We start from the raw sequence: 26,233 nt of genomic DNA, 5'->3' as shown, positions 1-26,233 counted from the left end.
GATCGAGAGAAGCAGCCTTTCCCCATTTTTCTCTGGGTTTCATCAGGCGAATGGTGTCAGGCCGTTGCGAGTGGGCAAACGGGAGCCGTCAATGGGGGTGTGACGAATGGGATAAACAGCGCTGAAGAAATCGCCCAGGCAACTCCGGCGTTATCCCCCAGTGGAGATGCAAATAGGACGCATGGAGATTGGCCATTGCCCAGCCTTCTGGTTGTCCTGCCTGGGTTGGCCCATGGGACTGGAGCGATCGCAAATGGAATAATGGCTGATTCGATCGTTCCGTCAACTGCGAGCGATGGAACTCATGGCCCCGCAACCGTTGCCCCACTGGTATCAGGGAACTACTGGTTTGGGCAATGGCGTCTCGATAGCCCAAGGTCAGCCGTTTGTCCATCACCGCATCCGTCGGCAAGGTTCCCACCATGGCATGGGGCCGCCCTTCAAAGTCCACGATCGATCGACAGAGATACATGAGTCCCCCGCATTCCGCGTAGGTGGGCATTCCCTGGGCGATCGCTTGCCCCACTGCCTGCCGTGCCGTTGCATTATTTGCCAACTCCGCTGCAAACATTTCTGGAAAGCCACCGCCGAAATACAAGCCTTGACAATCTGGCAATTGCCCATCTCGCAGTGGACTCCAGGGAATCAGATCTGCCCCCAATTCTGTGAGTAATTCTAAGTTATCGGCATAGTAAAAACTGAAGGCGGCATCTTGGGCGATCGCCAGTTTTATAGGTTGGGGAAGCGGCTCAACACTTGGCAAACCAAGCGGATCGATCGACCGTCCCATGCGCGAATTCTCGACTAAGGGTAATAGCTTTTCCCAATCAAAACAGCGTAATCCCAAGACTGCCAAGCGATCGAGCACCGCGGCTAATTGGGGCAACTCCGCCGTGGGTACCAAACCCAAATGGCGATCGGGCAGGTGAATCTGATCCTCCCGCCGTAGGACACCCAGAATTGGCAAATGCAAGGGTTCCAGTGCCGCTGTCAGTAACTCCAAATGACGATCGCTGCCCACTTGGTTTAAAACTAACCCCGCAACATTGACCGCTGGATCAAAGGTTCGGTATCCCTGAACCAATGCCGCGATCGACTGGGACAGGCTGCGGCAATTCACCACCAGCACCACGGGCAAGTTCAACAGCTTGGCAATGTGCGCCGTACTGCCATAGCCCAGGGGAGCCGCTGCCCCATCAAATAAGCCCATCACCCCTTCCACAACGCTGTGGGTTATGCTCTGCGATCGGTGTTGGTAGCAATGCTGTCCATAGGTTTCGCAGGTCAAGACTGGATCCAAGTTATAACAAGGCCGTCCCGTTACCACCCGGTGAAACATTGGATCAATATAGTCCGGCCCTACTTTAAAGGACTGCACGGCCAACTCTTTTTGTCGAAGGGCTGCCAGAATCGCCAGCGTTACCGTTGTCTTGCCACTGCCACTGCGATCGCCCGCGATGATCACGCCCATGCCTTCCTCCAAACCCCCAGACCATGCTACCCTAAAGCCTGATGGTACATCTGCTCTGCCATGCATCCAGAAAAACCCCTCGGTTCTGTTATTCAAGGCTCCCTAAGTAAGGGACTCGAAGTTCGCCTCCACGCTGATGTTTCGGTGGAAGAAATGCGGGTGGGCAAATTTTTGGTTGTCCAAGGAACCCGATCTCGCTTTTTCTGTATGTTGACCGATGTAACCTTGGGGACAGCCAGCCAACGGATCCTAGCTAATCCGCCCGATCCGGCAAATACTTTTTTGCAGGAAGTTTTGGCGGGTAGCGGCACCTACGGCACGATCGAACTGGCTCCGATGCTGATGATCAATGACGAGAAGCGTCGGGTAGCTCCCGCGATCGCTGAGAATGCTGCCGAAACAACCTCTGCTAAAAAATCCACCAAAGCCAAGGCCAAAATTCCCAACACTCGCTCCACCGTTGCCGCCGCATCCTACCAACCCAACACCAACGCCGATATCGAACTCCTGCCGGTTAAGACCATTCCCAGCCACTTTAGCCAAGTGTATGACGCCAGCGAGCGGGACTTCCGTGCGGTGTTTGGCTGGGAAGACGACCCCCACCGCCGTAACTTTGCCATTGGGGAACCGATCGACATGGCTGTGCCCATCTGCCTCGACCTCGATCGCTTCGTGGAACGCAGCAATGGCGTTTTTGGTAAATCTGGGACGGGTAAATCCTTTTTAACTCGTTTGCTTTTGGCGGGAGTAGTGCGCAAACAGGCCGCCGTGAATCTAATTTTCGATATGCATTCGGAATACGGCTGGGAAGCAACCCGCGAAGGTAAAGCTTTTAGTACCGTGAAGGGATTATGCCAACTGTTTCCCGGCAAAGTCGAAATCTTTACCCTTGACCCCGACTCCACCAAACGGCGCGGCGTTCGCAATGCCCAGGAACTTTACATCGGCTATGACCAAATTGAAGTGGAAGATCTTGCGTTGGTACGGGGAGAATTGAATCTCTCGGAAACCAGCTTGGAAAATGCGGTAATCCTACGCAACGAATTTGGCAAAGGCTGGATTAACCGTCTTCTGACGATGAGCAATGAAGAAATTCAGGAATTCTGCGAAGTCAAGATGGGCAATAAATCCTCCATCATGGCGCTGCAACGCAAGCTGATTCGGCTGGAGTCGTTGAAGTACATTCGCAATTCCTGTCCCCACAATTACGTCGGCCAGGTGTTGGAATGCATTGAAGCGGGTAAGCACGTTGTCATTGAGTTTGGTTCTCAATCCAACCTGCTCTCCTATATGTTGGCGACCAATATTATTGCCCGCCGCATCCATGCTGCCTACGTGCGGAAAGCCGAACATTTCTTGCAAACTAAAAACATTGACGATCGCCCCCGCCAATTGATGATTACGATCGAAGAAGCCCATCGCTTTCTCGATCCGGCCACCGTTGGACAAACGATTTTCGGCACGATCGCGCGGGAAATGCGGAAATACTTTGTCACGCTCTTGGTGGTTGACCAGCGACCCTCGGGAATTGATAACGAAGTCATGTCGCAGATCGGAACCCGAATTACAGCCCTGCTCAACGACGAAAAGGACATTGACGCCATTTTCACTGGGGTTTCCGGCGGCCAAGCCCTGCGATCGGTGCTGGCGAAACTGGACTCTAAACAACAGGCGCTGATCTTGGGCCATGCGGTTCCTATGCCTGTAGTCATTCGCACCCGGCCCTACGACGAAGCCTTCTATGCCGCGATCGGCGATACTGATTGGACGACCGTTACCGATGAAGCTGTCTTAGAAGCGGCCCTTGCCGCGAAGGCTGATTTGGGGTTTTAAGTTGGGGTTGTATTGGATCGGCATTTGGATCGGTATTTGGATCGGTATTTGGATACGTATATTGAGCGGTTGATTCTGCCTTTAGGGATTGACTTTTGTAGTACTTTATAATACAATCTAACTATACTACTCTTAGAAAGCTTCTTACTCCAACTTCACTCAGGAACTTGCTGAAGGACATTCTTCTACAACCTGTCATTCTAGTTTTGTCAGGTTACTTGAGTTTTATCGGAGTGATTACCAGGTTAATTGTGTGCGAGATTTTAGAGTCATTTAAGAAATTTCCTGCTTTCTCCACTCAATTTTCATAGGATAAATTCAGGAACTTTTTGTAGATATAAATCTGTCTCCATCTCAAGTGCGTATTCTGAAGTGTCATACTTCAGTCATATTCTTGAGATATGGAAATCACGTTAACGATTTAAGCTGAAAACACCTGGCTATTATGCGGTGTACCAAGGAGGTCAAAACCTTGATAGAGAAGCCTTTTCAGATATTAGCTCTACTCCGAGTCTAGGTAGAGAAATCCCTACTAAATTTCCTTTCGGGAAGTTCGGTTATCCCACAGCGCTAGGGAAGTTAAATTGCGATGATGAAGTGACCTAAAATGGAATGTTAGAGAGATTCTGATATATCTCAGACAACCATTTCTATCTAGGATAATACCTGGTTTTACCAGACCTTAAGCCTGAGAAGAAAAAGGCAATCAACCTAGTTTCCCTCAGACAGCTAGCCAACTTGACTAGTAATCCTTGCATCACTTCGTTGTCCACAAGATCCTTTGGAATAAGCACATTTACTCTCTTTACTAGCTTCAAGTTTTGCAATATGATTAACTCATACTCATTTCGACTTTGATTATCATTGCTTGTCTAGAGGTTTCAAAGTATGGGCCAGAATTTGAATCTCGCTGATTCCTGTTTGGGTAGGTAAGGGTTGAGATTTAGTTTGAAGGCTAAGGTCTGATCTGAACTTTGGGTGAAGTCTCTAACAACTAGTGAAGTCTCTAACAACTTCGAATGAGATCTTTGAGCCAGATCTTAGATCGGGTAAAGAATCTTTTCCGTTCTCATACGGGCTTCCGAAGTCAAGCTTCATTCTATGTCTGACTTTATCGTCAACCTCAGTTCAAGTTGCTTTCATTGAGTCACACTTTTGACGGTCGTAGATTATCTCCTCACTGGTTAGAGTTAATTGCAGATTGCTGCATTGTTCTCCTTGAAGGTGCTCTGTAAAACTCAATGCTCTGTTAAAGATATCCACCCTCTGAATGCGTTAGTGAGGTCTTTGATCCCTCTGGATTCGTCCCCCCTATTTCCTGTTACGGAGTTTTGCCACCATGACCACTGCCACTTCTAAAAAAACCCATCCCAGCCCGACTTATACGGCAGATATGGTGCGGACGTATCTGCATGAGATTGGTCGTGTGCCTATGCTGACCCATGAGCAAGAAATTGTCTATGGTAAACAAGTGCAGCAAATGATGGCCCTGCAAGACAAAAAGACCAGTCTTGCGAAAACTTTGGATCACGAACCCAGCGATCGCGAATTGGCTGAGCACGCTCAGATCAATGAAGCTGAGATTAAAAACATCTTTCAGCGGGGTCGGCGAGCCAAGCAGAAGATGATTGAAGCCAATCTGCGCCTCGTGGTGTCGATCGCGAAGAAGTACCAAAAGCGCAACTTAGAGTTCCTGGATTTGATTCAAGAAGGCTCCCTAGGCTTAGAACGGGGGGTGGAAAAGTATGATCCCACCCGAGGTTACAAGTTTTCGACCTATGCCTACTGGTGGATTCGTCAAGCGATCACCCGCGCGATCGCTCAACAAAGCCGCACTATCCGCTTGCCCATCCACATCACCGAAAAACTAAACAAGATTAAGCGCGTGCAGCGAGAGTTAGCACAGAGTTTGGGTCGTAGCCCCAGCGTAGTTGAGATTTCTGCGGAGCTAGATTTGGCCCCGGAGGAAATTCGGGATTACCTCATCATGGCGCGTCAACCGGTTTCCTTAGATCTGCGGGTTGGCGACAACCAAGATACCGAGCTGCAAGAGTTGCTCGAGGATGATGGCGCTTCCCCAGAGATCTACACCACCCAGGAACTCCTTCGCCAAGACTTGCATAACTTACTTGCAGATCTAACCGCTCAGCAACGGGAAGTCCTAATGCTGCGCTACGGTTTGGAAGACGGCATCGAGCGATCGTTGGCGAAAGTGGGCGAACAGTTGAACCTCAGCCGGGAACGGGTGCGGCAACTGGAGCGGCAAGCCTTGGATCACCTGCGTCGTCGCAAAGCTATGGTGCGCGAGTATCTGGCCAGTTAAATTGGGCTCGTTTAGCCAGATCCACTAGATTGGTGCTGTAGTACCAATTTTTCCCGTCCATCACAACCACACCACTACAACTACACTGAGTCAGGAGCGCGATCGCGCTCCTTTTTTATGGATCGCAACCCTCAGGTTTTGCTAAGAAATGATATCCCCATCAACCACCTACCTACGTGGAATTTTATTGATATGCTGTTCCCTGAAATGGGTGATCCGGTTCATGGTGATCTAAATCACGATGCTACTCAACCAATTCTTTCAAGAATTTCCAGACAGGTTGTCTGTAACATTGTTTAAAGCATCATCGTTCATTAACTTATCCAACAAAGATTACATTAACTCAACAATTCCACTTGCTCTAGGAGTGCACAAATCACTCATTCGCGTGATCAAAATCACAAGCTTGATCCGATCGAGAATGAGTATGGCAATCTATACGGTCTTCAAACTGTGCTCCATGGCGTTTAAATCAAAGTGTTTAATGACAGTCCATTGCCCTGTGGATCGTTAAAAGGGTTGAGGTTAGGGTCCGCTTAGAGTGATAGCGGTTTCACTGTGACAGACACCGAAGATGGCTGTATTCCAGATGGGTTGTGGCTCTATTGCTAAATCGTTAAGTACGAATTTTTGATTCAGTTCAGGGCTAGAGTAACGCAATGATTGATCAGCAACAACCCCTTTAGACCAGTTTCATAGGTGGTTATTCTCCCTAGATCGGGCTACAAGTCACCTTGCAAGCTTGAGGCTTTGTAAAGCTTTAAGTGGTGTTGGAACTGAGGAGAAGCAAGCGAATTAAGATAAATAAATCTATCTAATTAGATGAAGTGGTCGGATCGCAGAGTGGCACTTTTGCGCATTGCGATTCCTTTTGAAAGATGATTTGATGACTATATGGAAAGCTTCTGGCTTGCAAATTAACTCTTCCCTAAAATCTAACGCTCTCAGGACAGAGTCTCTCTGAATCTAGTTGTTCTGAATCGAATGTTCTGAATCGAATGTTCTGAGTCCAATTGTTGGTTTTCCTCAAGAGCTATCTTACCCACTTGAGGGGTGTAATTCGACAAGGTTCTAGCGGAAGCACAATTTGCATAACTGGGATCCTTGAGAATATATAAATTCTTCACAGGTTTCGGTTCGCAACTTTCTGGAATCGGTTATCTCAACGCTGAATCTAGTCATTGCAACACACTCACACCTTAGGGTTACGACTCCACGCCCTAGGTCGATCGTTAATAAAATTTCTATTGTGAGAGATGCTCTTATGGACGTGTTTTCTAAATGGTGTGATACTCAGGCGGTTGCAAAGGTTGGAATGTTTTCACGTCTATTAACCATTGCATCTCTAACCCTAGGTTTAACTGTATCGGCAATAGCTGCTCACCCCGCTAATGCTGAGTCGATGCAATCTGCTAAGGTATTGAATACTGAAAAAGCGCCTGCTCTTGTTCCCGCAGTTGTTTCCCCTGCTGTATCTTCTGCTCCTTTAAGTGATGGCGTCTATTTGTATGGGGAATCGGCTCAGCCGGAAGTCTTGGGTAAAGCCTATTTTGTCTTTGAGGTTAAGCAAGGTAAAGTTTTAGGCGCGTTGTATATGCCTAGTTCTTCCTTTGATTGTGCCTATGGTCAGTTTCAGGCTAATCAGTTGGCATTAACGGTTCGTGGAGCCTATGAACCTGCTGCAACGCCCTTTGAAATTGCCCTCGATCGGACTTCTGTTGTCGCCTCCAATGGGAATCCTGCTCAAGCAGAAATTGGATTGCAGGGATTTCAGCGCTTAGAAAAAGTTAGTGAGAATGATCACCGAATTCTTGAGATGTGCAAGGCGAACTTTGGCTCAAATCTGTAGTTCACCGTTTATTCAGAATTTTTAGAAAAACTTCAGGAAATGGCTCTAGCAGAAATTTTCTGAAGTTTTTAGAGTATTGAACTATCTGTTGGGTTATGTCGGAGCCAAGCTCTCGACGTAAGTCTTTTATCCAACGCGCGGAATACCCCGTCCGTCATAGGGTGGGGAGTCTTGATTCAAGGCAACCTCCATCCGTTCGTTTGAGTGCGGTGTGGTTTGAGTGCGATATGGTGCGATCGTAGGGGATTAAAAGACTAGTTGAGTTTGAACCCGATCGCCCCCCTCTGATAAGGTTAAAGGCATTGGTTGATATTGCCTCTGCACCATCTTGAGTTCCGCCCATGGGTCAGTCGAAAAAAGTCAAAGCGTCTGCGATCGCGGCTTCAAAAGTCCCCCCTTCAAAAGCTACTGATCCTAAAGAAGACTTAACGTCCCCAACGGTGGCTCAGCCTGTAGATCCTCCAGCAGAGTCAGGATCCAGCCCAAATTCCTATGCGGATCGAACCGAGCGCATTCAAGCCATTACCCAACTGATTAAAACACTGCAACCGTTTATTTGGGCGATCGTGTTAGCGATCGTTCTCATTCCTTTGGCTGGGAAATACATTATTGATCAGTCCCTGGTTCACCGCGTCCCGGAAGTGCCCGAAGTGGTGCAGGAAGTCGCTGTGACGGCCCCGGACTGGAGCGAAGTCGATCGGGCGATCGCGGAGAGTTTACAAACCGCCCACGGGGTAGCAGAAACCTATGCCTCCCAAGCCCTCACCCAATGGGAAGTGGAACTGGAACCGCGCATTGAAAATTTCCTGGATTGGTACTTCGACTTTTTCAATCAGAAGCGCATGGAGTTCAGTACGCCCTTTGTCTGGGGCTATGGCTGGGCGATCCACCGGATGGATCCTAAGCAAGCCAGCGGTAAAGAGGCTGTGATTACCCATTTGTCAGAATCCTTTGAAAAAGAGTTTTCCAAGCGGGTACTCGTGCCCAAGAATGCCCAACTACGCTTAGAAGTCATTACCAATCAGACTGTGGATCAATACCTAGCGGCCCTGCGGGAGTCGATCGGGGCGGTGCAAACCAAATACCACATTCCCCAGGGCCAATGGGATCGCTACCTCAGTGATATTTCCCTGACCCTAGGCAGCGAAGGCACCGTGTCGAGCCTCTCCCTAAAAACGCTGGCGGGTGGTGGGACTTACCTAGCGGCCAAACCGATCGTTATGGCTTCCCTAGGAAAACTCGGGAGTAAAGCCAGTGCCAAGTTTGCTGGGGCTGCTGCCTCGAAAGTCGCTGCAAAAACGGGAGGAGCTGTCGCCGCAGAATTGGGTGCGGCGGCCCTTGATCCGATCGTGGGTTTAGGGATTCTCGCCTGGGATGTCTGGGACTATCGCCACACCGTGGAGGTCGATCGGCCTGTCCTACGGGAAAATTTAGCGACCTATCTCCAGGATGTGAAACAAGTGCTACTCAACCATCCTGATTCAGGCGTCATGACGGCTATTCGGCAAATCGAGCAGGATATTTTGGCGGCTTTATAGCGAATTTGTTAGGAGTTCCAGTTGTTAAACCAACAACCGGAACCAAAATTGTGGTTAGTCATCACACTGACCACAATCCGACGGGTAACCAATCCACCCACTGCTCCTATATTTCTTCGCCTGCATGGTAGGAACTGCGCACCAGGGGCCCCGATCGCACATGGGAAAAGCCTAATTCCCGCGCGATCGCGCCTAACTTCTCAAATTCCTCAGGATGCCAATATTTCCGCACGGGCAAATGCTCCAAACTGGGGCGCATGTATTGCCCTAGGGTGACCCGATCACACCCCACCGATCGCAAATCTTTTAGCGTTTGGATCACTTCGGCTTCCGTTTCACCATGGCCCAGCATCAGCCCCGATTTCGTCGGAATCGTGGGGTCAAATTGTTTCACTAGTTGCAACACCCGCAGCGTGCGATCGTACTTTGCACCCCGCCGCACAGTTCCCTGGAGGCGTTCGATCGTTTCAATATTGTGGTTATAGCAAGCGGGCCGAGCTTCAACGACTGTTTTGACCCGTTGGGCTTGTAGGGATTCCGGAGCCAGATCTTCTTGCCGTCCACCGTAGAAATCTGGTGTCAGCACCTCAATTTGTGTGGCTGAATTAGTGGCTCGAATGGCCGCCATCGTTGCCACAAACCAACCAGCCCCCCCATCTTCTAGATCATCCCGCGCCACCGAGGTCAGTACCACATAGCGCAATCCCAAGAGCCGCACAGACTCCGCGACCTTTTGGGGTTCGTGGGGATCCAATGCCATCGGCGCGTGTCCCTTATCCACCTGACAAAAGCCACAGGATCGCGTACAAGTCGGCCCCATTAGTAAAAAGGTTGCCGTTCCCTGGGCATAGCACTCGCCCCGATTGGGACAGCGACCCTCCTCACAAATGGTATGGATATTCCGTTGCTTAATAATTTGCTGAACCGTTGAGATCTCGCTGGCTTTACCGATCGATCTCCGCAACCACGACGGCATGGCTTGGATTTCCGACCGTTCCACGGCACGATCCACCCGCGATCGCGACGTTTTGGCTAGAGAAGGGCTAGGAATCGGAGAATTAGTGTCAGCAGCCATAGAGTTGGGCACAATAGAATCGATTGTTTAAGGGTGCGGACAAAATCAATATAATACTCGATCGATAGTGCGGCTAGGGGAGCCAGCCAGGATGACTCAAGATTCAGATCACAAAATGCAAAATCCATTCATAATTCAATGGGGGAGCCGATCAAAATGAGTGAGTCGCTCCCTGGATTTAGTGCTAGAAGTAATGTCATAGGAGAGTTTTCTAAGTAGAGTGTGATTATTTGAACTTTTAGCTTCATCCTAAAAATAGGCAACAAAGCAGGCAATAAAAAATAGGCGCAAGAGTGTTTCCCGTCTGTCGGGTCCTTGTCAGGGTTTCATCTAGCCTTCGGATTGGACAGCCGCTGCCTTGAAACGCTTTCACCCGATTGTCTTTCACCCCATTTTTATTAATTCCGCAGTCACCCGCAGAGGAGTTTAGTTGTGGCAAGTCATAAGGTTCTAGTGATTGATGACAGCGCCGTGATCCGGAACATGGTTCGCGATATGCTGCCCAAGGGCAATTTTGACGTTCTGGAAGCCAAGGACGGTGTGCAGGGAATTAACCTTGTGCGTCAAGAGCGGCCCACCCTAATCATGCTGGACTTTTTGCTTCCTCGAATGAGTGGCTGGGAGGTATATCAGCAGATCCAAGCCCAACCCGATCTCCAGTCCATTCCTTTGGTGCTGATGTCTGGACGAAAGGAAGAAGTAACGGAAAAGCTCCAAGAGCCGTTTGAGTATTTTGAATTTGTCCAAAAGCCCTTTGACCAAAAGCAGCTCATCGAAGCGATTAAAGCGGCTATGAGCAAGTCCAAACGTCGTCCAGCAGCAGTGGCTGCCCCTGCTGCTGCCGCCCCTGCTGCTGCTGCAACGGGGGATGCGAGCGGTGAAGTGGCAGCGCTCAAAGTGCAAGTCGCGAAGTTGCAGGCAGAAGTTGAAGCTCTGAAGAAACAACAGGGGCAAATTTTGGCCTTCATTAAGTCCAAGTTGAAATAGAACAGCCAGTCCCAAAGTTTCTTTAACCTGCTTAGTTTAACGCCCTCTGGTTCATCAGTGAACTGGAGGGCGATTTTAAGGATCGTTGAATGGCAAGGGGTTGTCCAAGGCTTAATCCAGTTCCCGACGACCTTCCAAGGCTCGCGCTAACGTCACTTCATCGGCATATTCCAAATCTCCGCCCATGGGTAACCCAAAGGCAATGCGCGTTACTTTTGTAAATGGCTTCAGCAAGTGGGCAACATACAGCGTCGTTGTTTCGCCCTCCACACTGGGACTGATGGCCATAATCACCTCTTGGATCGATTGCTGGCTCACCCGTCGCACTAAAGATTGAATGTTCAATTGCTCGGGGCCAATGCCATCGATCGGTGAAATTAGCCCGCCTAGGACATGGTATTTGCCTTTGTATTCCCGAGTTTTTTCCAGGGCAATTAAATCGCGGGAATCTTCAACGACACAAAGGAGGCGATCGTCCCGTTTGGGTGAACTGCAAATTTCACAGATAGGCTCAGCAGACAAATGTCCACAGACCGAGCAATGCCCCACCTGCTTTTTGGCATCCAAAAGGGCCTGAGCTAGGGCTGCGACTTCATCCGATGGGCGTTTCAGAATGTGCAAAGCCAGACGTTGAGCCGTTTTTGGCCCAACTCCTGGCAAGTGCTGCAAATGTTCAATTAATCGGGCAAGGGGGCGAGTATACATCAGTTCTCCATCAACCGGGGGGCCAAGCCAAACTCCGCCCACCCAGGATATGCAAATGCAGATGATACACCGTTTGGCCGCCGTCCTCACCGGTGTTGATCACCACCCGATAGCCTTTTGCTAAGCCTTCTTTGGCGGCAATTTCCTTGGACTTAATGAGTAAATGCCCCAGCAATGCATGGTCTTCTGCTGTGGCATCTGCCAATTTAGGAATGTGCTGCTTCGGAATTAACAGAATGTGAATTGGTGCTTGGGGGCTGATATCCCGAAAAGCAAGGCATAACTCATCTTCATAGATAATGTCTGCGGGAATTTCCTTGCGGATAATTCTGCCGAAAATGGTATCGTTCGACTCACTCATAAACTTTTTAAGTGCTGCTGTCGCTATTGTAAGCAATCTCTGTAAGGAATCTTGAAAAAGCCGGGAACTCTAAGCAAAATCCATCATTTAGCGAGTTGCATGCTGTCGAGAATTTGGAGTGCGTCCCTCATGGGGATTGATGCCCTAAAGGTGGGGGTCGAAGTCGATGTTTCTAACAATATGCCCGGAATGGTGGTCGTAGGCTTGCCCGATACAGCAGTGCAGGAGTCTAAAGAGCGGGTGAAAGCGGCAATTAAAAATGCTGGATTTGCCTTTCCCATGCGGCGGATTGTGATCAACTTGACCCCGGCAGATCTGCGCAAGGAAGGCCCCATTTTTGATCTTCCGATTAGCATTGGTGTGTTGGCGGCTTCGGAGCAGGTGCCCATGGATGCCCTGGAGCATTGCTTATTTCTCGGTGAGCTGTCGCTGGATGGGAGTTTGCGTCCGGTGGCAGGGGTACTGGCGATCGCGGCAGCGGCGAAACAACTCGGTATTCGATCGCTCATCATTCCAGCGGATAATGTGCGGGAAGCGGCGGTGGTGCAGGGGATTGAGGTCTATGGCTTTAAACAGTTGGCGGAGGTGGTGGAATTTCTCCATCAGCCGGAGTCGGTGAAGCCTGCCACGATCGACAGTCAGGCGGAGCTGAACCAAGGGGCGATCGTGGGGTTTGATCTGCGGGATGTGAAAGGTCAGGCCCATGCCCGTCGTGCCTTGGAAATTGCGGCAGCCGGGGGGCATAACTTAATCTTTGTCGGGCCACCAGGAAGCGGAAAAACCATGCTGGCAAGGCGTCTACCGGGAATTTTACCCAGGATGACCTTTGAGGAAGCGTTGGAAGTGACTCAAATTCACTCCGTGGCGGGACTGTTGAAATCCAAAGGATCTCTGATCTGTCAGCGGCCCTTTCGCAGCCCCCACCATTCCGCCTCGGGGCCTTCACTGGTGGGTGGGGGGAGTTTTCCCAGACCTGGGGAAATTTCCCTGTCCCACCGAGGTATTTTATTCCTCGACGAATTAACGGAATTCAAGCGGGATGTTTTGGAATTTCTGCGGCAACCGTTGGAAGATGGGCATGTAACGATTTCGCGCACGCGGCAGTCGGTGTCCTTTCCGGCGAAGTTCACGTTGGTGGCGAGTACCAATCCCTGTCCCTGCGGCTATTTTGGGGATCCGGTGCAGGCTTGTACCTGCTCCCCCAATGTGCGGGAAAAGTATTGGGCTAAACTGTCTGGGCCATTGATGGATCGGATTGATTTACAGGTGCGGGTGAATCGCCTCAAACCTGAGGAAATTATTCACGAAACCACTGGGGAAGATTCTGCCACGGTCTTAGCGCGGGTTCAAGTGGCGCGCACTGCGGCCCAGGAGCGTTTTGCTGGGACTCCCCTGCGCTGTAATGCGGAAATGCAAAGCCAGCAATTGCGCCAATGGTGTCAGTTGGACGATAGTACACGCGGGTTACTGGAAGGGGCAATTAAAAAGTTGGGGCTTTCGGTGCGGGGTAGCGATCGTATCCTGAAGGTGGCCCGCACGATCGCTGATCTGGCTGGAGCCGATCGCCTGCAAGCTCAACATGTGGCTGAAGCGATTCAATACCGCACGATCGATCGTATGCAGTAGCGATTTCAGGTCGTCACGATCGATCTCCATCCGCAGCTTTGGAAAACCAGAATTCTAGCAATGCTCATGGCTAACGAATTGACCACAGTTGCAGCCGATTTTTATCCATCTGATATCCCGTGACCAGTAAGCGATCTCGAACTTGCATGATCTGGGGACTGGGACGACCTGCGGCAGCGGGCGCTAAATCCAAAATCGCCTCTGTGCCGCGATCGCTGCCATCTGTGCGCCAGAGTTGCGTTTTTTCGGCGGTGTGGGCGATGAAATACAGTCGATCGCGAAAGGCCGTTAACCGGGTGGGGTCGGACGAGTTGGCAACCGGGGTGGGCGGTGGACAATTCCTCCGTTCACCCAAGGGCGGTGGTGCACAGGGCGCAGCAATCACCGTTGTCCCTGGAGCAAGATCCTTAATTTGCCGAGTTCCTTGTACTGTCCCATCACTGACCCAAGGTTCACTCCCATCGGGGCCTGTGCCACTGAAAAAGACGCGATCGCCGACTGCCGTTAGATGCGTGAGACTGAATAAACCTTGGGGGGTCAGTTGTCGGGTGCCTGCCTCTGTGCCATCGGTTAACCAAAGATAGACGTTGCCATCTGCTGCGACGGTACTAAAGAACAGACGATTCTTCACAACAACAACATTACGTTCTGCCCGAAAGCTAGGCCGATTTGTCAAACGTTTCACCCGACGAGTTTGGTTGGGCTGACCTTCTGTAACCCAAAGTTCTTCCCCTTGAGGGCCATTCGCGACCCAGAAAAATCGTTGTTTGATTCCCGTGAGCAATCTTGGGGCAGAATATCCAGGCCCCGGCAGAACGTCTTGAATCAGTTGGGTACCTGCGATCGTGCCATCGCTCGTCCACAATTCCCAACCCTGTTGCGGGGTTTCCGCTTGGAAGTAAATGCGATTTTGCCAAACGGTAAAGGGTTCCGCGGCAGGATTCAGCGATTTCAGGGCGATCGTGCCTTTGGGGGTACCGTCTGTGCGCCAGAGTTGCTGGGTTCCCTGAGCATCAGCCGCTGCGAAGAAAGTCTGGGCACCCGCCACAGTAAAGAGCTGGGGAGGAAACCCAACGGCGGTACTCGGAAAGCGGTAAAAGCGTTGCGGGGTAGGGTTTTGGACGGTACTTTGCCACAGTTCTGCGCCTTGGGCAGTGGCGATCGCGAAGAGCAGCCGAGGGGAAGGTTGGCTCACCGCCAGAATGGTGTTCGGCGGTTGGATGCGTTTGAGGGTGGAATTGAGGGTTGCGATCGGCTGAGTGGTTTGACCATTACTCTGCCACCAGGGTTGCGCAGGATCATCAATTTGGAACCAAACGCTAGACCCCATTGGCCAGAAGGCGATCGGATTACCCGATCGGGGAGTGGTACGACCGGGTAACGTGTCCTTCAGTAATCGTGTTCCCGTTGGAGTGCCATCACTGATCCAAGGTTCCCGTCCGGTGCGGCCATCATCAGCGGTAAAAAAGAGTCGTTGATCCTGCACGATCGCGGGATCGAGTAAGTCCACAAAACTGTCCGCAGGAAATTCTTTGAGAAGCTGGGATGGGGGCGAACTAGCTGTGCTGGCATTGGGTAAAGCCAACATGCATAGGAAACCCAGGCTCAGGAGTAAGGAGTACAGGGGGCGAGGAGGTGTCATAGGAAAGGTCAGGAGCGAACCTGTCTAGCTGTTCACTTTGATGATGAGTCAGGTGAGGCCCATCTACGACTCAGTTACAGGATTTGATACGAGGTTATTGCTCCTCGGCAATTTCAATCGCTATCCAGCAACTTTAATGACAGCGACCCAAACCCAACCTGTCTTTGCAGATTAACAATCCAAAAATATCGAGTTGTCAAATCACAGTCAGTCGATCGTCATATCCCTATGCTTTACTAAAGCAGTCGGTTCGTCAGCGTCGTCATCTCCACTTCAGCGTTACCATGATTCGTTTACTCAAGTTCCTCGTCGTCATTTTTTTGGCTATCTTTTGCGTCATTGCCTATGCTCGCAAAGTTGAGCCTGCATGGTTAGATGTCGTCCAAGTTCCCATCACGTTACCGCACTTAGCCCAGGAATTTGAAGGCTATCGCATTGTCCAAGTGACGGATATTCATGCCGATTCATGGATGACCCGCGATCGCTTGGCGGATGTAGTTAAAACCATTAATCAACAAAATCCTGATGCGGTCATGCTGACAGGGGATTTTGTGACAAAAGCAGCGGAAAAGTATGCACCTACCTTGCAAGCTTTTGCAGAATTACAACCCAAAGATGGTAGTTTTGCGGTATTAGGCAATCACGATCAATGGACGAAACCACAATTGCTAACGGAAACGCTACGGAGTGTCGGTGTAGATGTATTAAAAAATCAATTTCATACGATTTATCGAGGTAATTCTGAATTGCAAATTGCAGGGGTGGGAGATGTCTGGGCGAAACAGGATGATCTACCAGCGGTATTGCAACAGTTGCCAGAAAAGGGTGCAGCCATTATGCTAGCCCATGAACCAGACTTCGCGGATGAAACTGCGGCGACGGAACGCTTTGATTTGCAATTATCCGGCCATTCCCACGGTGGCCAGGTTTACCTGCCGTTTTACAAACGAGTGACGCCACCCTTGGGACGTAAATATCCGATCGGGCAGTATCAAGTGGGCAGTTTGATTCAATACACCAGTCGTGGGGTGGGAATGGCCAGACCTCGACTGCGGTTCAACTGTCGCCCAGAAGTGACCGTCTTGACCCTCCACGCCGCAGCATTAGACACCTAGCCACAACACCAGTGACCTAATTCCGCAGGGTTGGCCAACTCTTGATGGAGCCTCTAAGATTTGGCAAAAATTGCACCTTAATGTTGCGAATTGGGCATCCTTGACGTTAGCTTACATCTAGCTAATTTTAAGGATGGTTCCAATGCTGTCAAGTACATTGCCGCTCCAGTCCCTCCCGCAGTGCCAAGGGTTGCAAGATCAGGTCGATCGCTTATTTCAACTGTTGGGCCAGGAACCGACGCTTCAGGCTCAGGTGGAAACCGCATCGATCCAAGCATCTTTGAAAAAAGCGATCGCGCCGACCTTTGAGATTGTGTTTGCGGGGGCGTTTAGCGCGGGTAAGTCGATGCTGATTAATGCGCTGCTGGAACGGGAATTGTTGTACAGCGCGGAGGGTCATGCGACGGGAACGGAATGTTTGATCGCCTATGCGGAACCGAATGCAGAACGGGTGGTGCTTACGTTCCTGTCCGAGGCGGAAATTCGGGAGCAAGTCCAAATTTTATTACAACGGCTAGGCATTGAAACCGTCGTTAATATCAATAACAGTTCGGTAATAGAAACCTTGCTGGGCAAGATGCAGGATATTATTCAGACGGAAGGTGGCGAAAGTAAGTCCGATCGGGCCAAGCAAGCCAGTGCACTGAAATATTTGCTCAAGGGTTTTATTGAAAACCGGAATTACATCGATACAGTAGCGAATAAAACGCTATCGATGGAACAGTTTAATTTCGCGAATTTGCAAGAGGCGGCTAGCTATGCTCGGCGGGGATCCAATAGTGCGGTTCTCAAGCGGGTGGAATACTATTGCAATCATCCTTTGCTGAAAGATGGCAATGTTTTAGTGGATACACCGGGAATTGATGCGCCGGTTAAAAAAGACGCTGAGTTGACCTACAGCAAGATTGAGCATCCCGATACCTCAGCAGTGGTCTGTGTGCTGAAGGCGGCCTCTGCGGGGGATATGACGAGTGAAGAAACGGCGATGCTGGAACGAATTCGTAGTAATCCAGGGATTCGAGATCGGGTGTTTTATGTGTTTAACCGGGTGGATGAGACTTGGTATAACACGCAATTGCGCCAACGGTTGGAAGGCTTGATTCAGGAGCAGTTTAAGGATTCCAATCGGCTGTATAAAACGAGTGGGTTGTTGGGATTTTGGGGCAGTCAGTTGCGGCAAACTAGCGGGGCCGATCGCTTTGGTTTGGATTCGCTGTTTGGGTCGCCTACGGAAACGCCACAGTTTGTCAGTGAGTTTAATCGCTACTGTTCGAGTTCGGGCAAGTTACCGATCGAACGTTTTCGCATTGATGTGCGGAGCTATGAAACGCCGAATGAAAACTACGTGCGGATTTTGGGCGAGTATGGGGGTGCGCTGGTTGAGCAGTTGATTAAGGACAGTGGCATTGAGACGTTTCGGAGTCAGATTACGCGCTATCTGACCGAGGAAAAGCGGCCTATGCTGTTGGCGAATTTGGCAGATGATTTGCAACCATTGTGCATTGCGTTGCGGAAGACGTATTTGGAAAGTTGGCATGGCCTCAAGTCGCAGCCTCAAGATATTTCTGCCCTGAAGGATCAGGAGTTGCAACAGTTAGGTCGGGAACTGAAGCAGGTGGGCGATGATTTTCAGGCGCACATTCAGGATGTCATTAATGAGATTGTGGGCAGCAATGGCAATACAGCGTTTGAGACGGATTTCAAAAAGCTGAAGGCGCGGATGGTAAGTCGTTTGGATGAGTTGCTGAATACGTTTTCGGTGGCAGCGGTGCATCAGCGGGCCCAGGCGAGTCATCGACGCAATTCGGTGGTGCCGTTGTTGGGGATTTTGGCGGAGGCGTTTTACTATTTGGCGAATGGCTTGGAAGATGTGTTGGTGGAGTCTTCGCAGGAGATTGTGGCGAACTTTTTCCAGCAGTTAATCCATCGGGTACAGAAGCAGGATTATTACCGCAGGTTGTATCGGATGCTGGGGAACGATGGGGGGCTGGAGCAGAATTTACGCAAGCTAGAGGAGCAGGCGATCGCGGCGTTGATGAATGAGGCGCGGACGGAGTGCGATCGCTATGTGCGGGAGCGGCCTGAGTTTTTTGCGGAGGGGACGGCGTCGATGTTCCAGTTGCGGCAGACGTTGCAGCAGGCTTGTCGGGGCTACGATTTCAACAATATGGTGGAGGCGGAGGCGGCGATTCGTCAGTTGTTGAAGTTGGATTTTGAGCAGAAGGTAAAGGATACGGTGATGCGATCGTTCCGTCAGGTGATTAACCAGACGTTGAATGTGTGTTTGTTGCGGAATGCGGCGGATCAGATGTCGTTGATTTTGCAGCAGTATGACCATGCGCGGGGCTATTTAGCGAAGACGTTGGAGAAGGAGGCGGAGGATAAGATCCGGCAAAATCAACGGTTGTTGTCGAAGGTGGAGCAGAAGATGGCGGTGTATAACGAGGCGGTGAATGGGGTAAATGCTTGTTTGGAAGCGATGCAGCTCGATCGCCATCGATTACCGTTGGTTGAGGATGCAGAGGTAGATGGGTCACTGCCTGGGGACGCATCGGAGGTTCTGACTGTGGGCACAATGGATTCGATCGGATCATAGGGTGAAACATGCAGGAATTTAGAGCGATCGAGCATGAAACAGAAGGGGTTTTTGCTTGTGATTCGAGTGTTGTTCGCATCACAAGTCTTGCTTCTGTAGCGCAGCAGCTTTGGCTACAAATTGCTAGGGTATTGGGTCAAAAATATGATGTTTCAGGTAAACCCTATCTGAGTACTCGGTTGTTCACTCATGAAGGCGTTCCTGGGCAGATAATGACGCCATCGAGCAATGGCTGGGTTTCAGGCCGAATGAGGCTACGGGTTTATTTGGAGTTTTGTCCTGATGAATCTGATATCCAGGAATTGCAAGCTGAGAAGTCGATGTTTTCTGATTCAGTGCTAGATGCAATTCGGAGTGAAGGCGTGGTATGAACTCGAAACTTGAATTCTTGACTCAGGATGATGTCATTACCGTTGATAAGGTGGATGGGGTTTATATCATGGCCCAATCAACGTTTCGTCATCAGGATTGGATTGCCAACGCGGAAGGAAGTTGCGGCGATGAAGAATATACTTTGTATACGGAAGGTGTAGCGTGTGAAATACTTCGACCTGGGCAACCGTGGCAGAAAGGTAAACTAAAACTCGTGTTGGCCTTCTGTCCTGACGAACCAGAAACCGAACTCAACGATCTTGATCAGATTCGACAGTTTCAGCTAGGGGAGTAAGTGATGACTAATCCAAAATCGATCTATTTACCAAGTGGTGATGATAGTGTTCTTGCTGTAAGGCATAACGGAAAAGGCGATCTACTGCGTGATGATGCTCTCATTGCTTCAACGATTCTTTATCGTGTTATGCAAAAACTAACCAATGAAGGTAGTTACTTTCTAAACTCTGAGACAGGACACCTTTTGATTGGTGAAGGTGTATCCTGTAACCTACTGGCACCTGGCTTCTCTGAATGGATGTCTGGCAAAGTAAGGCTTGCTCTAGAATTTGTGCCTGATGAACCAGAGCCATCAGAAGAAACGCCTATCTCAGATTCAGGTACTTCTCCTTTAGATGGAATTCGTCAAGAAATTTCCAATGATTAATACCACTTGCGTTGAGCAAGATTTGGTTTGCAGGTAGCCATCTCGTGACCAATGAGCTACCTGCTACACCCTGATTACAATCATTATCCACACACAGTTATGACTAAACCACAACCAATTGACCTATCAAGTTGTAATGACGGAGTTCTTGATTTTCGATGCTATGGCGAGCACTATGAAATGTTAGGGGATGATTCATTTGTAATTCGCAGACTACTCTATCGAATTCAGAGGAGGCTTTGTCTTAATACAACTGTAATGCACGCGAGCGATTCGGAAAAGATTGTAGGTGAAGGGATTCAATGTAAGCTTCTGGAACCAGGAAAATCTCAGTGGGTGTCTGGTAAGGTTCGCTTAGTTTTAGAATTTCAGCCGGATGAACCCGAAGAACCTGTAGAAGCCGTTCCCAACTCAGAATCTCAAGCCTCACCGTTAGACGAAATTCGACAAACAATATCTGACCAATAGTCCCTATGTCTGAAAAAACACATCGAATCACGATTGGGATTGGTTAACCTAAGCAGGTAGGTCACCCCACCTGCTTAGGTTAACTATACAATCCCCCTTCAAAAGGGGGATTTAGCGGGATCGAAACAAATGCGATCGACGTTACGGCTAATACTACAATGAATGTGCGACTAACGCAGGATTGAATGCTGTAATGGTTTGCTGGTCTACGTTAGAGGGGCAGATCCCCCCTAGCCCCCCTTAAAAAAGGGGGAACCGGAAAAACCCTTTCAAAGTCCCCCTTTTGAAGGGGGATTAGGGGGATCGAACACGCGCGATCGACGTTACGGCTAATACTACAATGAATGTGCGACTAACGCAGGATTGAATGCTGTAATGGTTTGATTGTCTGCGTTAGAGGAGCAGATCCCCCCTAGCCCCCCTTCAAAAGGGGGGGGACAAGAGTAAATACGAAAAAAGGGGGAACAAGAGTAAATGCAAAAGAATAGGAGGAAAGATTATAAAATCTGTACTTCTAATCTATTTTTCTCAAAGTCCCCCTTTTGAAGGGGGATTTAGGGGGATCAAACACCCGCGATCGACGTTATGGACAATACCGCAATGAATCTCTGGGATTACTAGGGAGGTTGTTGTTGGGATTGGATAAATGCAGCGATTGAGTTATCACATCACGGTGCGGTGTAATAATCGGGAGTTTCGATTGACTCGGTTGGAATGTCGGGAAATTTTGCTCTATGCGCTGTCGCACTGTCGGGAGAAATATGGCTTTAAGCTGTATGGGCTGTGCATCATGAGTAACCACGTGCATTATCTGCTGGAACCGCAGCGGGTAGAGGATTTGCCGAAGATTATGCATTGGTTGAATTGGTACACGGCGATGTGTCTGAATCGGATGCTGAACCGGACGGGGCACTTTTGGGAGAAGCGCTACCATGCGACGGGGTTTGCGAATACGGAGACGCGACGGGCGTTGAATACGTTGCGCTATATCCATGGCAACCCGAAGGCAGCGAATGTGCAGCAGGGATTTTTCTATGATTTTAGTAATTATGGGACGTATGATCGGCTGACGGATGATGGGTTGACGCAGTGGCATCCGGCGTTTTTGGCGTTGGGGGTGACGCTGGAACTGTGTGCGGAGGCGTATCGCAAGTTTTGCAAGCATTATAAACCGCAGCCGAAACCGGAGAAGCGGAACCGTTGGGGCAGTAAACTACTGGCCCGGATCCGGAGCCGAAGTAAACCCAAAAAGGTGAGTCCCGGCCAAAGGTCGCTATGGGAGGAGTGGGACGCGCCGCTGGAGGAAATTCGGGAAGTGGCGGAGAAATTTGTCTTGGCGAATTGTTTTGATCCGGTCTATACCAGTGAGCAATACAATTATTCTTCCAGAAAGGCTTTAAAATCGCAGGATAACAGGTAACGGATCGCGCAAAGGAGCATTGTTATGTAGAAATTAACGCAGTCACAAAACTTTAGAAATTCCTAGGACTGGCTCGTGCTACAGTTCACAAGTCTCTGCGCGAGAGAAGAAGAGACCACTCGAACTCTACCCGCCACCGAACAACACCAAGGTAATTCTCCCACGGGAGAATGAAGAGGATTTTTCGTTAAGTCTGAGTAGCTCACGTAGCTGCCTCCTTTCTTCCACCCCACTTTAGCGCAAAAGTTATCCCACTCTTTCCCCGTGCTCATCGGGCTTCCACATTCTTGCCAGATTTTTTTCTGCACAGAAAACCCAAAGTATCCCTTGCTGGCTTCCACCCACAACCGATCGATCGTCAATAAATCCGCACAAGGAAATTTCTCTATATCATCCGATGATAGATATCCTCGCTTCGTCTGACCCGCCACTTCCAGCATGACCCGCCAGGTTTCCCGATCGGCCTCTTCCCACTTCTCCGCTTTCAACAACTCACGCAGCTTTTCATAACTCACGCCTTTTTCAGATTTTAAGGGAATTGCGTCAATTGCGCTCATTGGCTCCGTTATAGGCGTTGCTGGCTCAGAATATCCCTGAACCTCAGGTGGTTTAGGTTTAGACAATTCCTGAGGCGACAAGCGCGCGATCGTGCATTCCAAAATCTGCGCGGCATCTCCTTCAGCCAACGCTAATAAATTTCGATATTGCTCTAATCGTTTATTTTCCCGCTCTCCAAACGGATACTTATGTTGAACTGCTTTCTCTATCAATGACTGATATTTTACTAACTTCGATCGATATTCTCGAATCGGTTCCAAAACTTCGGCTTCAATTGTCAGCGCAACTTCTCGATCTAATTTCCACTTACTCTGGAATTCCTCTAGGATTGGCCGACTAAAAACTTCATCAATTTCGCCCTCATCCTCCTGAACAATTCTTTCAACCTGTTTCCGGTATTGCACCTGCGGATCCCCCAGCGCCACCTTCGCAATCCGCAATTGATACCCTTCCCCCTTCGCAAAAATCTTGGGACTCATGGACGGAGCCTCTTCCTGCACCTTCCGACTCACATACCGATGCAAGTGATCCACTGTAATGTCATCACTCTCGGCTGCCGCTGCCCCCGTCCGCAACCCCTCCATCAAATAATGACCATAGACCGATAACTCCCCCCCATTCAACCGCTCAAACGCATAATCCATCCCGCTCGTCGAAGTCATCACCACCCGACCTTCCGCCCCGATCGCCGCCTCCACATCGATCGCGCCATCATCCATCGGCACCAAATCCCCAAATGCCCCACTAAAGCAACAATTTAAAATCACCACTTGTCGCCTAGCTCGACTCGCCCCCATCCAACCACTCACACTCTGCGCCGCGATCGCCGTCGTGGTGATTAACTTCTCCCCCACCTTCCGGGTATTCGTCGTCGCAAAATGCAACCGACGATCGGCATCCTTCACCCCATGCCCCGCAATAAACAACAGCACAAAATCATCCTTGGCATGGCTTAAATACCAAGTCTCGATCGTCGTCGCCAAGGTACCAGAATCTGTATCCAGATGCGTTTGCACATTATCAAACCCACCAATCTCTGGATTCTCCAACAACGCCTTCAACCCCTCAACATCATGGGGCGCAGACTTCAGCGGCTTAAACCCATCTAGATACTGACTCGTCCCAATCAACAACGCCTTACGTGCCATAACCCTACAAATAACAATTTCGGTGAGGTTCCTATTAGTGTGGCTCGGTTCCCCCTTTATTAAGGGGGGCTAGGGGGGATCCACCCACTTCGCAATCCACGCAATGATTTTGATTAACTTCCTATTTCGTTTGAATTAACTGCACCATTAACGAATCAATGTCTTTTAAAGCTGCTATTTGTTTTTCTAGTTGTTCCTGCGTGCGATATTCCAGATTCACTTCCCGATCGCCATTCTTATAACTCAGCTTCAACACCGTATTCGGGCGCAAATTCCATAACCACTTCATCACCGCCAAAAGATTCGTCGCATTCACCTCCGCCTTCAAAATCCCCAACAGAAACGCCGCCGCCCCAGACATCGCCCCTTCCGGCACATCTTCTTCCCGTGCCAGCCCCGCCTCCTCTGCCAAATCCTCCCGCAACTCCTCCGCCAGCCGCAGTGCATAGGCTTCCATTTCTTCCGGCTCCAAATCCAAGCCAGCCTGATTCAAATCAATCAATACCTGCGCCATTTCAAGAACCTCCAGCCAATACCTAACATTTTGTCCGATTATACTCTCACCATCTCCCTAATCCGGGTAACTTTCCCGATCGCGCCACGCTAAAACCTCCCCTATATCTTCAAAGTCCCCCTTTTGAAGGGGGATTAGGGGGATCAAACCGCTGCAACGCCAACACAAAACCAGGCAACACCTCCTCCCCCGACAATTCCCCCGGCAACTCCACCACTTCCACATCCACCCCAGGCCGATAAATCTCCACCTGCTCATCCTGCGGATTAATCAACCAACCCAACCGCACCCCGCAATCGCGATACTCCACCATCTTGCGCTGCAAACTCGCCAACCCATCCGTCGCCGACCGCAACTCAATCACAAAATCCGGCACGATCGGCGGAAACTGTTCCCGCTCCTCCCGCGTCAAACCCGCCCATCTATCGCCCCGCACCCAAGCCACATCCGGCGATCGCTTCGCCCCATTCGGCAACCGAAAAATCGTCGAAGAACTAAACACCTCACCCAACTGCGCCGCCTCATTCCAGACATCCACCCGCGCAATTAACCGCGACTCCCGCTTCCCACTTTCCCCACCCACTGGAGACATAACAATCAACTCCCCCTCCGCCGACATCTCAAACCGCAGCGCCTCATTCTGACGACACAACTGATAAAACTGCTCATCACTCAACAACACCGCCGAAGCCGCGATCGTCAACGGTTCCGCCAACACCATCATCACCCCACCTCCCTCATATACGCGAATACCAACACCATCCCCTTCCCTCCTAAAAAACGTCCACTCCGGGATTGAATAATCACCCACAACGTTTTTCAAAGTCTTTCAAAGTCTTGCCTGATTCTTTAAAGTCCCCCTTTGTAGCTAGGCTTCCCGCAGGGTAGGGGGATTAGGGGAATCCTACTCAAACCGCCGCAACGCCAAAATAAACCCCGGTAACACCTCCTCCCCCGACAGCACCGCAGGCAACTCCACCACTTCCACATCCACCCCAGGCCGATAAATCTCCACCCGTTCATCCTGCGGATTAATCAACCAACCCAACCGCACCCCACAATCGCGATACTCCACCATCTTGCGCTGCAAACTCGCCAACCCATCCGTCGCAGACCGTAACTCAATCACAAAATCCGGCACGATCGGCGGAAACTGTTCCCGCTCCTCCCGCGTCAAACTCGCCCATCTATCGCCCCGCACCCAAGCCACATCCGGCGATCGCTTTGCCCCATTCGGCAACCGAAAAATCGTCGAAGAACTAAACACCTCACCCAACTGCGACGCCTCATTCCAGACATCCACCCGCGCAATTAACCGCGACTCCCGCTTCCCACTTTCCCCACCCACCGGAGACATAACAATCAACTCCCCCTCCGCCGACATCTCAAACCGCAGCGCCTCATTCTGACGGCACAACTGATAAAACTGCTCATCACTTAATAACACCGCCGAAGCCGCGATCGTCAACGGTTCCGCCAATAGCGCCATCACCCACCTCCCGCAGATCCATCATCCTCCAGTCTAACCAGTTCTCCCCCACCCCATCACAAACCTGCCAATCCGTAACCTCGATCGCTATCATAGAAAGCTGGACGGCTTGATTAAACAGGCACGCTTATTTTCCACGGGTTAGCAAAAGGTAAACAGCGGTGAACTTCCCATTCAAACGATCGAAATCAGCCACCCCCACCCGCCCCACCGGGGAACCCATGCCCGATGCTAACCCTACGATGACCTCCAGTCGGTCGAAGACCATCGTCTCCCCTGTCCCCCAACTCGACCCCGCCGAACCCGACTCCACCGACTACGAAGCCCTCGTCCAAGAACTCACCCAGCCCAACCCAGCCACCCCCAGCATCTCCACCAAACAAGCCCTAGGCCAATGGATCCGCAAACGCCCCTGGATCTTCCTCCCCCTCCTCGGCATCTTCCCCGCAATCGCCTGGGGCCTAGACCAACACCGTCCC

The 26,233-nt window shown here is 50.4% G+C and carries 24 protein-coding genes; 14 read left to right on the top strand and 10 right to left on the bottom strand.

Annotated features, from left to right (window positions below; genetic code table 11):
• Window positions 1–88: 88 nt before the first annotated feature.
• Window positions 89–1,471: a cobyrinate a,c-diamide synthase gene (locus ACN4EG_RS18265; protein WP_431631559.1), complete on the bottom strand. Its 1,383-nt coding sequence runs from the start codon at window positions 1,469–1,471 to the stop codon at window positions 89–91.
• Between the two features lie 60 nt (window positions 1,472–1,531).
• On the opposite strand from ACN4EG_RS18265, the gene ACN4EG_RS18260 reads away from it, so the two are divergent.
• From ACN4EG_RS18260 to ACN4EG_RS18245, 4 genes are all read left to right on the top strand, one after another.
• A complete protein-coding gene (locus tag ACN4EG_RS18260; RefSeq protein ID WP_431631558.1) occupies window positions 1,532–3,304 on the top strand; it encodes a helicase HerA domain-containing protein in 1,773 nt (590 codons plus the stop codon).
• A gap of 1,339 nt (window positions 3,305–4,643) precedes the next feature.
• Window positions 4,644–5,627: an RNA polymerase sigma factor, RpoD/SigA family gene (locus tag ACN4EG_RS18255; RefSeq protein WP_431631557.1), complete on the top strand. Its 984-nt coding sequence runs from the start codon at window positions 4,644–4,646 to the stop codon at window positions 5,625–5,627.
• 1,315 nt (window positions 5,628–6,942) lie between these two features.
• Complete coding sequence (locus tag ACN4EG_RS18250) at window positions 6,943–7,476, top strand: hypothetical protein (RefSeq protein ID WP_431631556.1); 534 nt, start codon at window positions 6,943–6,945, stop codon at window positions 7,474–7,476.
• A 341-nt stretch (window positions 7,477–7,817) separates the two neighbouring features.
• Window positions 7,818–9,014, top strand: a complete 1,197-nt coding sequence (locus ACN4EG_RS18245; protein WP_431631555.1) for a hypothetical protein — start codon at window positions 7,818–7,820, stop codon at window positions 9,012–9,014.
• Between the two features lie 106 nt (window positions 9,015–9,120).
• Here ACN4EG_RS18245 and lipA read toward each other — a convergent pair whose 3' ends face one another.
• Window positions 9,121–10,089 (bottom strand): lipoyl synthase, encoded by a 969-nt coding sequence (gene lipA / locus ACN4EG_RS18240; RefSeq protein ID WP_431631553.1) that lies wholly within the window; start codon window positions 10,087–10,089, stop codon window positions 9,121–9,123.
• Window positions 10,090–10,521: 432 nt separating this feature from the next.
• On the opposite strand from lipA, the gene ACN4EG_RS18235 reads away from it, so the two are divergent.
• Window positions 10,522–11,076, top strand: coding sequence for a response regulator (locus ACN4EG_RS18235; RefSeq protein ID WP_431631551.1), 555 nt, complete (start codon window positions 10,522–10,524; stop codon window positions 11,074–11,076).
• Window positions 11,077–11,187: 111 nt separating this feature from the next.
• Here ACN4EG_RS18235 and recR read toward each other — a convergent pair whose 3' ends face one another.
• Both recR and ACN4EG_RS18225 read right to left on the bottom strand, forming a co-directional pair.
• On the bottom strand, window positions 11,188–11,781 hold the full coding sequence (gene recR, locus ACN4EG_RS18230; RefSeq protein WP_431631550.1) for a recombination mediator RecR: 594 nt from the start codon (window positions 11,779–11,781) through the stop codon (window positions 11,188–11,190).
• Window positions 11,782–11,791: 10 nt separating this feature from the next.
• A complete protein-coding gene (locus ACN4EG_RS18225; protein ID WP_431631549.1) occupies window positions 11,792–12,142 on the bottom strand; it encodes a histidine triad nucleotide-binding protein in 351 nt (116 codons plus the stop codon).
• A gap of 99 nt (window positions 12,143–12,241) precedes the next feature.
• On the opposite strand from ACN4EG_RS18225, the gene ACN4EG_RS18220 reads away from it, so the two are divergent.
• Window positions 12,242–13,768 carry a YifB family Mg chelatase-like AAA ATPase gene (locus tag ACN4EG_RS18220; protein ID WP_431631548.1) on the top strand — a complete coding sequence of 509 codons (1,527 nt, stop codon included), beginning with the start codon at window positions 12,242–12,244 and terminating at the stop codon, window positions 13,766–13,768.
• A gap of 70 nt (window positions 13,769–13,838) precedes the next feature.
• Here ACN4EG_RS18220 and ACN4EG_RS18215 read toward each other — a convergent pair whose 3' ends face one another.
• Window positions 13,839–15,410 (bottom strand): hypothetical protein, encoded by a 1,572-nt coding sequence (locus ACN4EG_RS18215; protein WP_431631546.1) that lies wholly within the window; start codon window positions 15,408–15,410, stop codon window positions 13,839–13,841.
• A 284-nt stretch (window positions 15,411–15,694) separates the two neighbouring features.
• On the opposite strand from ACN4EG_RS18215, the gene ACN4EG_RS18210 reads away from it, so the two are divergent.
• The 7 genes from ACN4EG_RS18210 to ACN4EG_RS18180 all read left to right on the top strand — a co-directional run bounded on the left by ACN4EG_RS18210 (window position 15,695) and on the right by ACN4EG_RS18180 (window position 22,045).
• The gene (locus tag ACN4EG_RS18210; RefSeq protein WP_431631545.1) at window positions 15,695–16,525 is read left to right on the top strand and encodes a metallophosphoesterase; all 831 of its coding nucleotides are present in this window, start codon (window positions 15,695–15,697) and stop codon (window positions 16,523–16,525) included.
• Window positions 16,526–16,667: 142 nt separating this feature from the next.
• Window positions 16,668–19,121 (top strand): dynamin family protein, encoded by a 2,454-nt coding sequence (locus tag ACN4EG_RS18205; protein WP_431631544.1) that lies wholly within the window; start codon window positions 16,668–16,670, stop codon window positions 19,119–19,121.
• A gap of 8 nt (window positions 19,122–19,129) precedes the next feature.
• Window positions 19,130–19,492 (top strand): KGK domain-containing protein, encoded by a 363-nt coding sequence (locus ACN4EG_RS18200; protein ID WP_431631543.1) that lies wholly within the window; start codon window positions 19,130–19,132, stop codon window positions 19,490–19,492.
• Window positions 19,489–19,788 carry a KGK domain-containing protein gene (locus ACN4EG_RS18195; protein WP_431631542.1) on the top strand — a complete coding sequence of 100 codons (300 nt, stop codon included), beginning with the start codon at window positions 19,489–19,491 and terminating at the stop codon, window positions 19,786–19,788. The genes ACN4EG_RS18200 and ACN4EG_RS18195 overlap by 4 nt, the downstream gene beginning before the upstream one ends.
• 3 nt (window positions 19,789–19,791) lie before the next feature.
• The gene (locus ACN4EG_RS18190) at window positions 19,792–20,157 is read left to right on the top strand and encodes a KGK domain-containing protein (RefSeq protein WP_431631541.1); all 366 of its coding nucleotides are present in this window, start codon (window positions 19,792–19,794) and stop codon (window positions 20,155–20,157) included.
• 51 nt (window positions 20,158–20,208) lie between these two features.
• Window positions 20,209–20,625 (top strand): KGK domain-containing protein, encoded by a 417-nt coding sequence (locus ACN4EG_RS18185; protein WP_431631539.1) that lies wholly within the window; start codon window positions 20,209–20,211, stop codon window positions 20,623–20,625.
• Window positions 20,626–21,271: 646 nt separating this feature from the next.
• Window positions 21,272–22,045: a transposase gene (locus tag ACN4EG_RS18180; RefSeq protein ID WP_431631538.1), complete on the top strand. Its 774-nt coding sequence runs from the start codon at window positions 21,272–21,274 to the stop codon at window positions 22,043–22,045.
• Window positions 22,046–22,107: 62 nt separating this feature from the next.
• On the opposite strand, the gene ACN4EG_RS18175 is transcribed toward ACN4EG_RS18180, so the two are convergent.
• From ACN4EG_RS18175 to ACN4EG_RS18155, 5 genes are all read right to left on the bottom strand, one after another.
• Window positions 22,108–23,751: a caspase, EACC1-associated type gene (locus tag ACN4EG_RS18175; protein WP_431631536.1), complete on the bottom strand. Its 1,644-nt coding sequence runs from the start codon at window positions 23,749–23,751 to the stop codon at window positions 22,108–22,110.
• A gap of 121 nt (window positions 23,752–23,872) precedes the next feature.
• Window positions 23,873–24,265 carry a hypothetical protein gene (locus ACN4EG_RS18170; RefSeq protein ID WP_431631535.1) on the bottom strand — a complete coding sequence of 131 codons (393 nt, stop codon included), beginning with the start codon at window positions 24,263–24,265 and terminating at the stop codon, window positions 23,873–23,875.
• A 109-nt stretch (window positions 24,266–24,374) separates the two neighbouring features.
• Complete coding sequence (locus ACN4EG_RS18165) at window positions 24,375–25,076, bottom strand: Uma2 family endonuclease (RefSeq protein ID WP_431631534.1); 702 nt, start codon at window positions 25,074–25,076, stop codon at window positions 24,375–24,377.
• A gap of 93 nt (window positions 25,077–25,169) precedes the next feature.
• Window positions 25,170–25,754 (bottom strand): Uma2 family endonuclease, encoded by a 585-nt coding sequence (locus tag ACN4EG_RS18160; protein WP_431631532.1) that lies wholly within the window; start codon window positions 25,752–25,754, stop codon window positions 25,170–25,172.
• Complete coding sequence (locus ACN4EG_RS18155) at window positions 25,699–25,848, bottom strand: hypothetical protein (RefSeq protein WP_431631531.1); 150 nt, start codon at window positions 25,846–25,848, stop codon at window positions 25,699–25,701. The genes ACN4EG_RS18160 and ACN4EG_RS18155 overlap by 56 nt, the downstream gene beginning before the upstream one ends.
• A gap of 67 nt (window positions 25,849–25,915) precedes the next feature.
• On the opposite strand from ACN4EG_RS18155, the gene ACN4EG_RS18150 reads away from it, so the two are divergent.
• Window positions 25,916–26,233: hypothetical protein (locus tag ACN4EG_RS18150; protein ID WP_431631529.1), on the top strand; the 318-nt coding region annotated here is incomplete at its 3' end.

This window comes from Alkalinema pantanalense CENA528 (assembly GCF_050753345.1).
GTDB lineage: Bacteria > Cyanobacteriota > Cyanobacteriia > Leptolyngbyales > Leptolyngbyaceae > Alkalinema > Alkalinema pantanalense.
The sequence above is the reverse complement of the archived record's forward strand: the minus strand, read 5'-3'. Positions and strand labels throughout refer to the sequence as shown.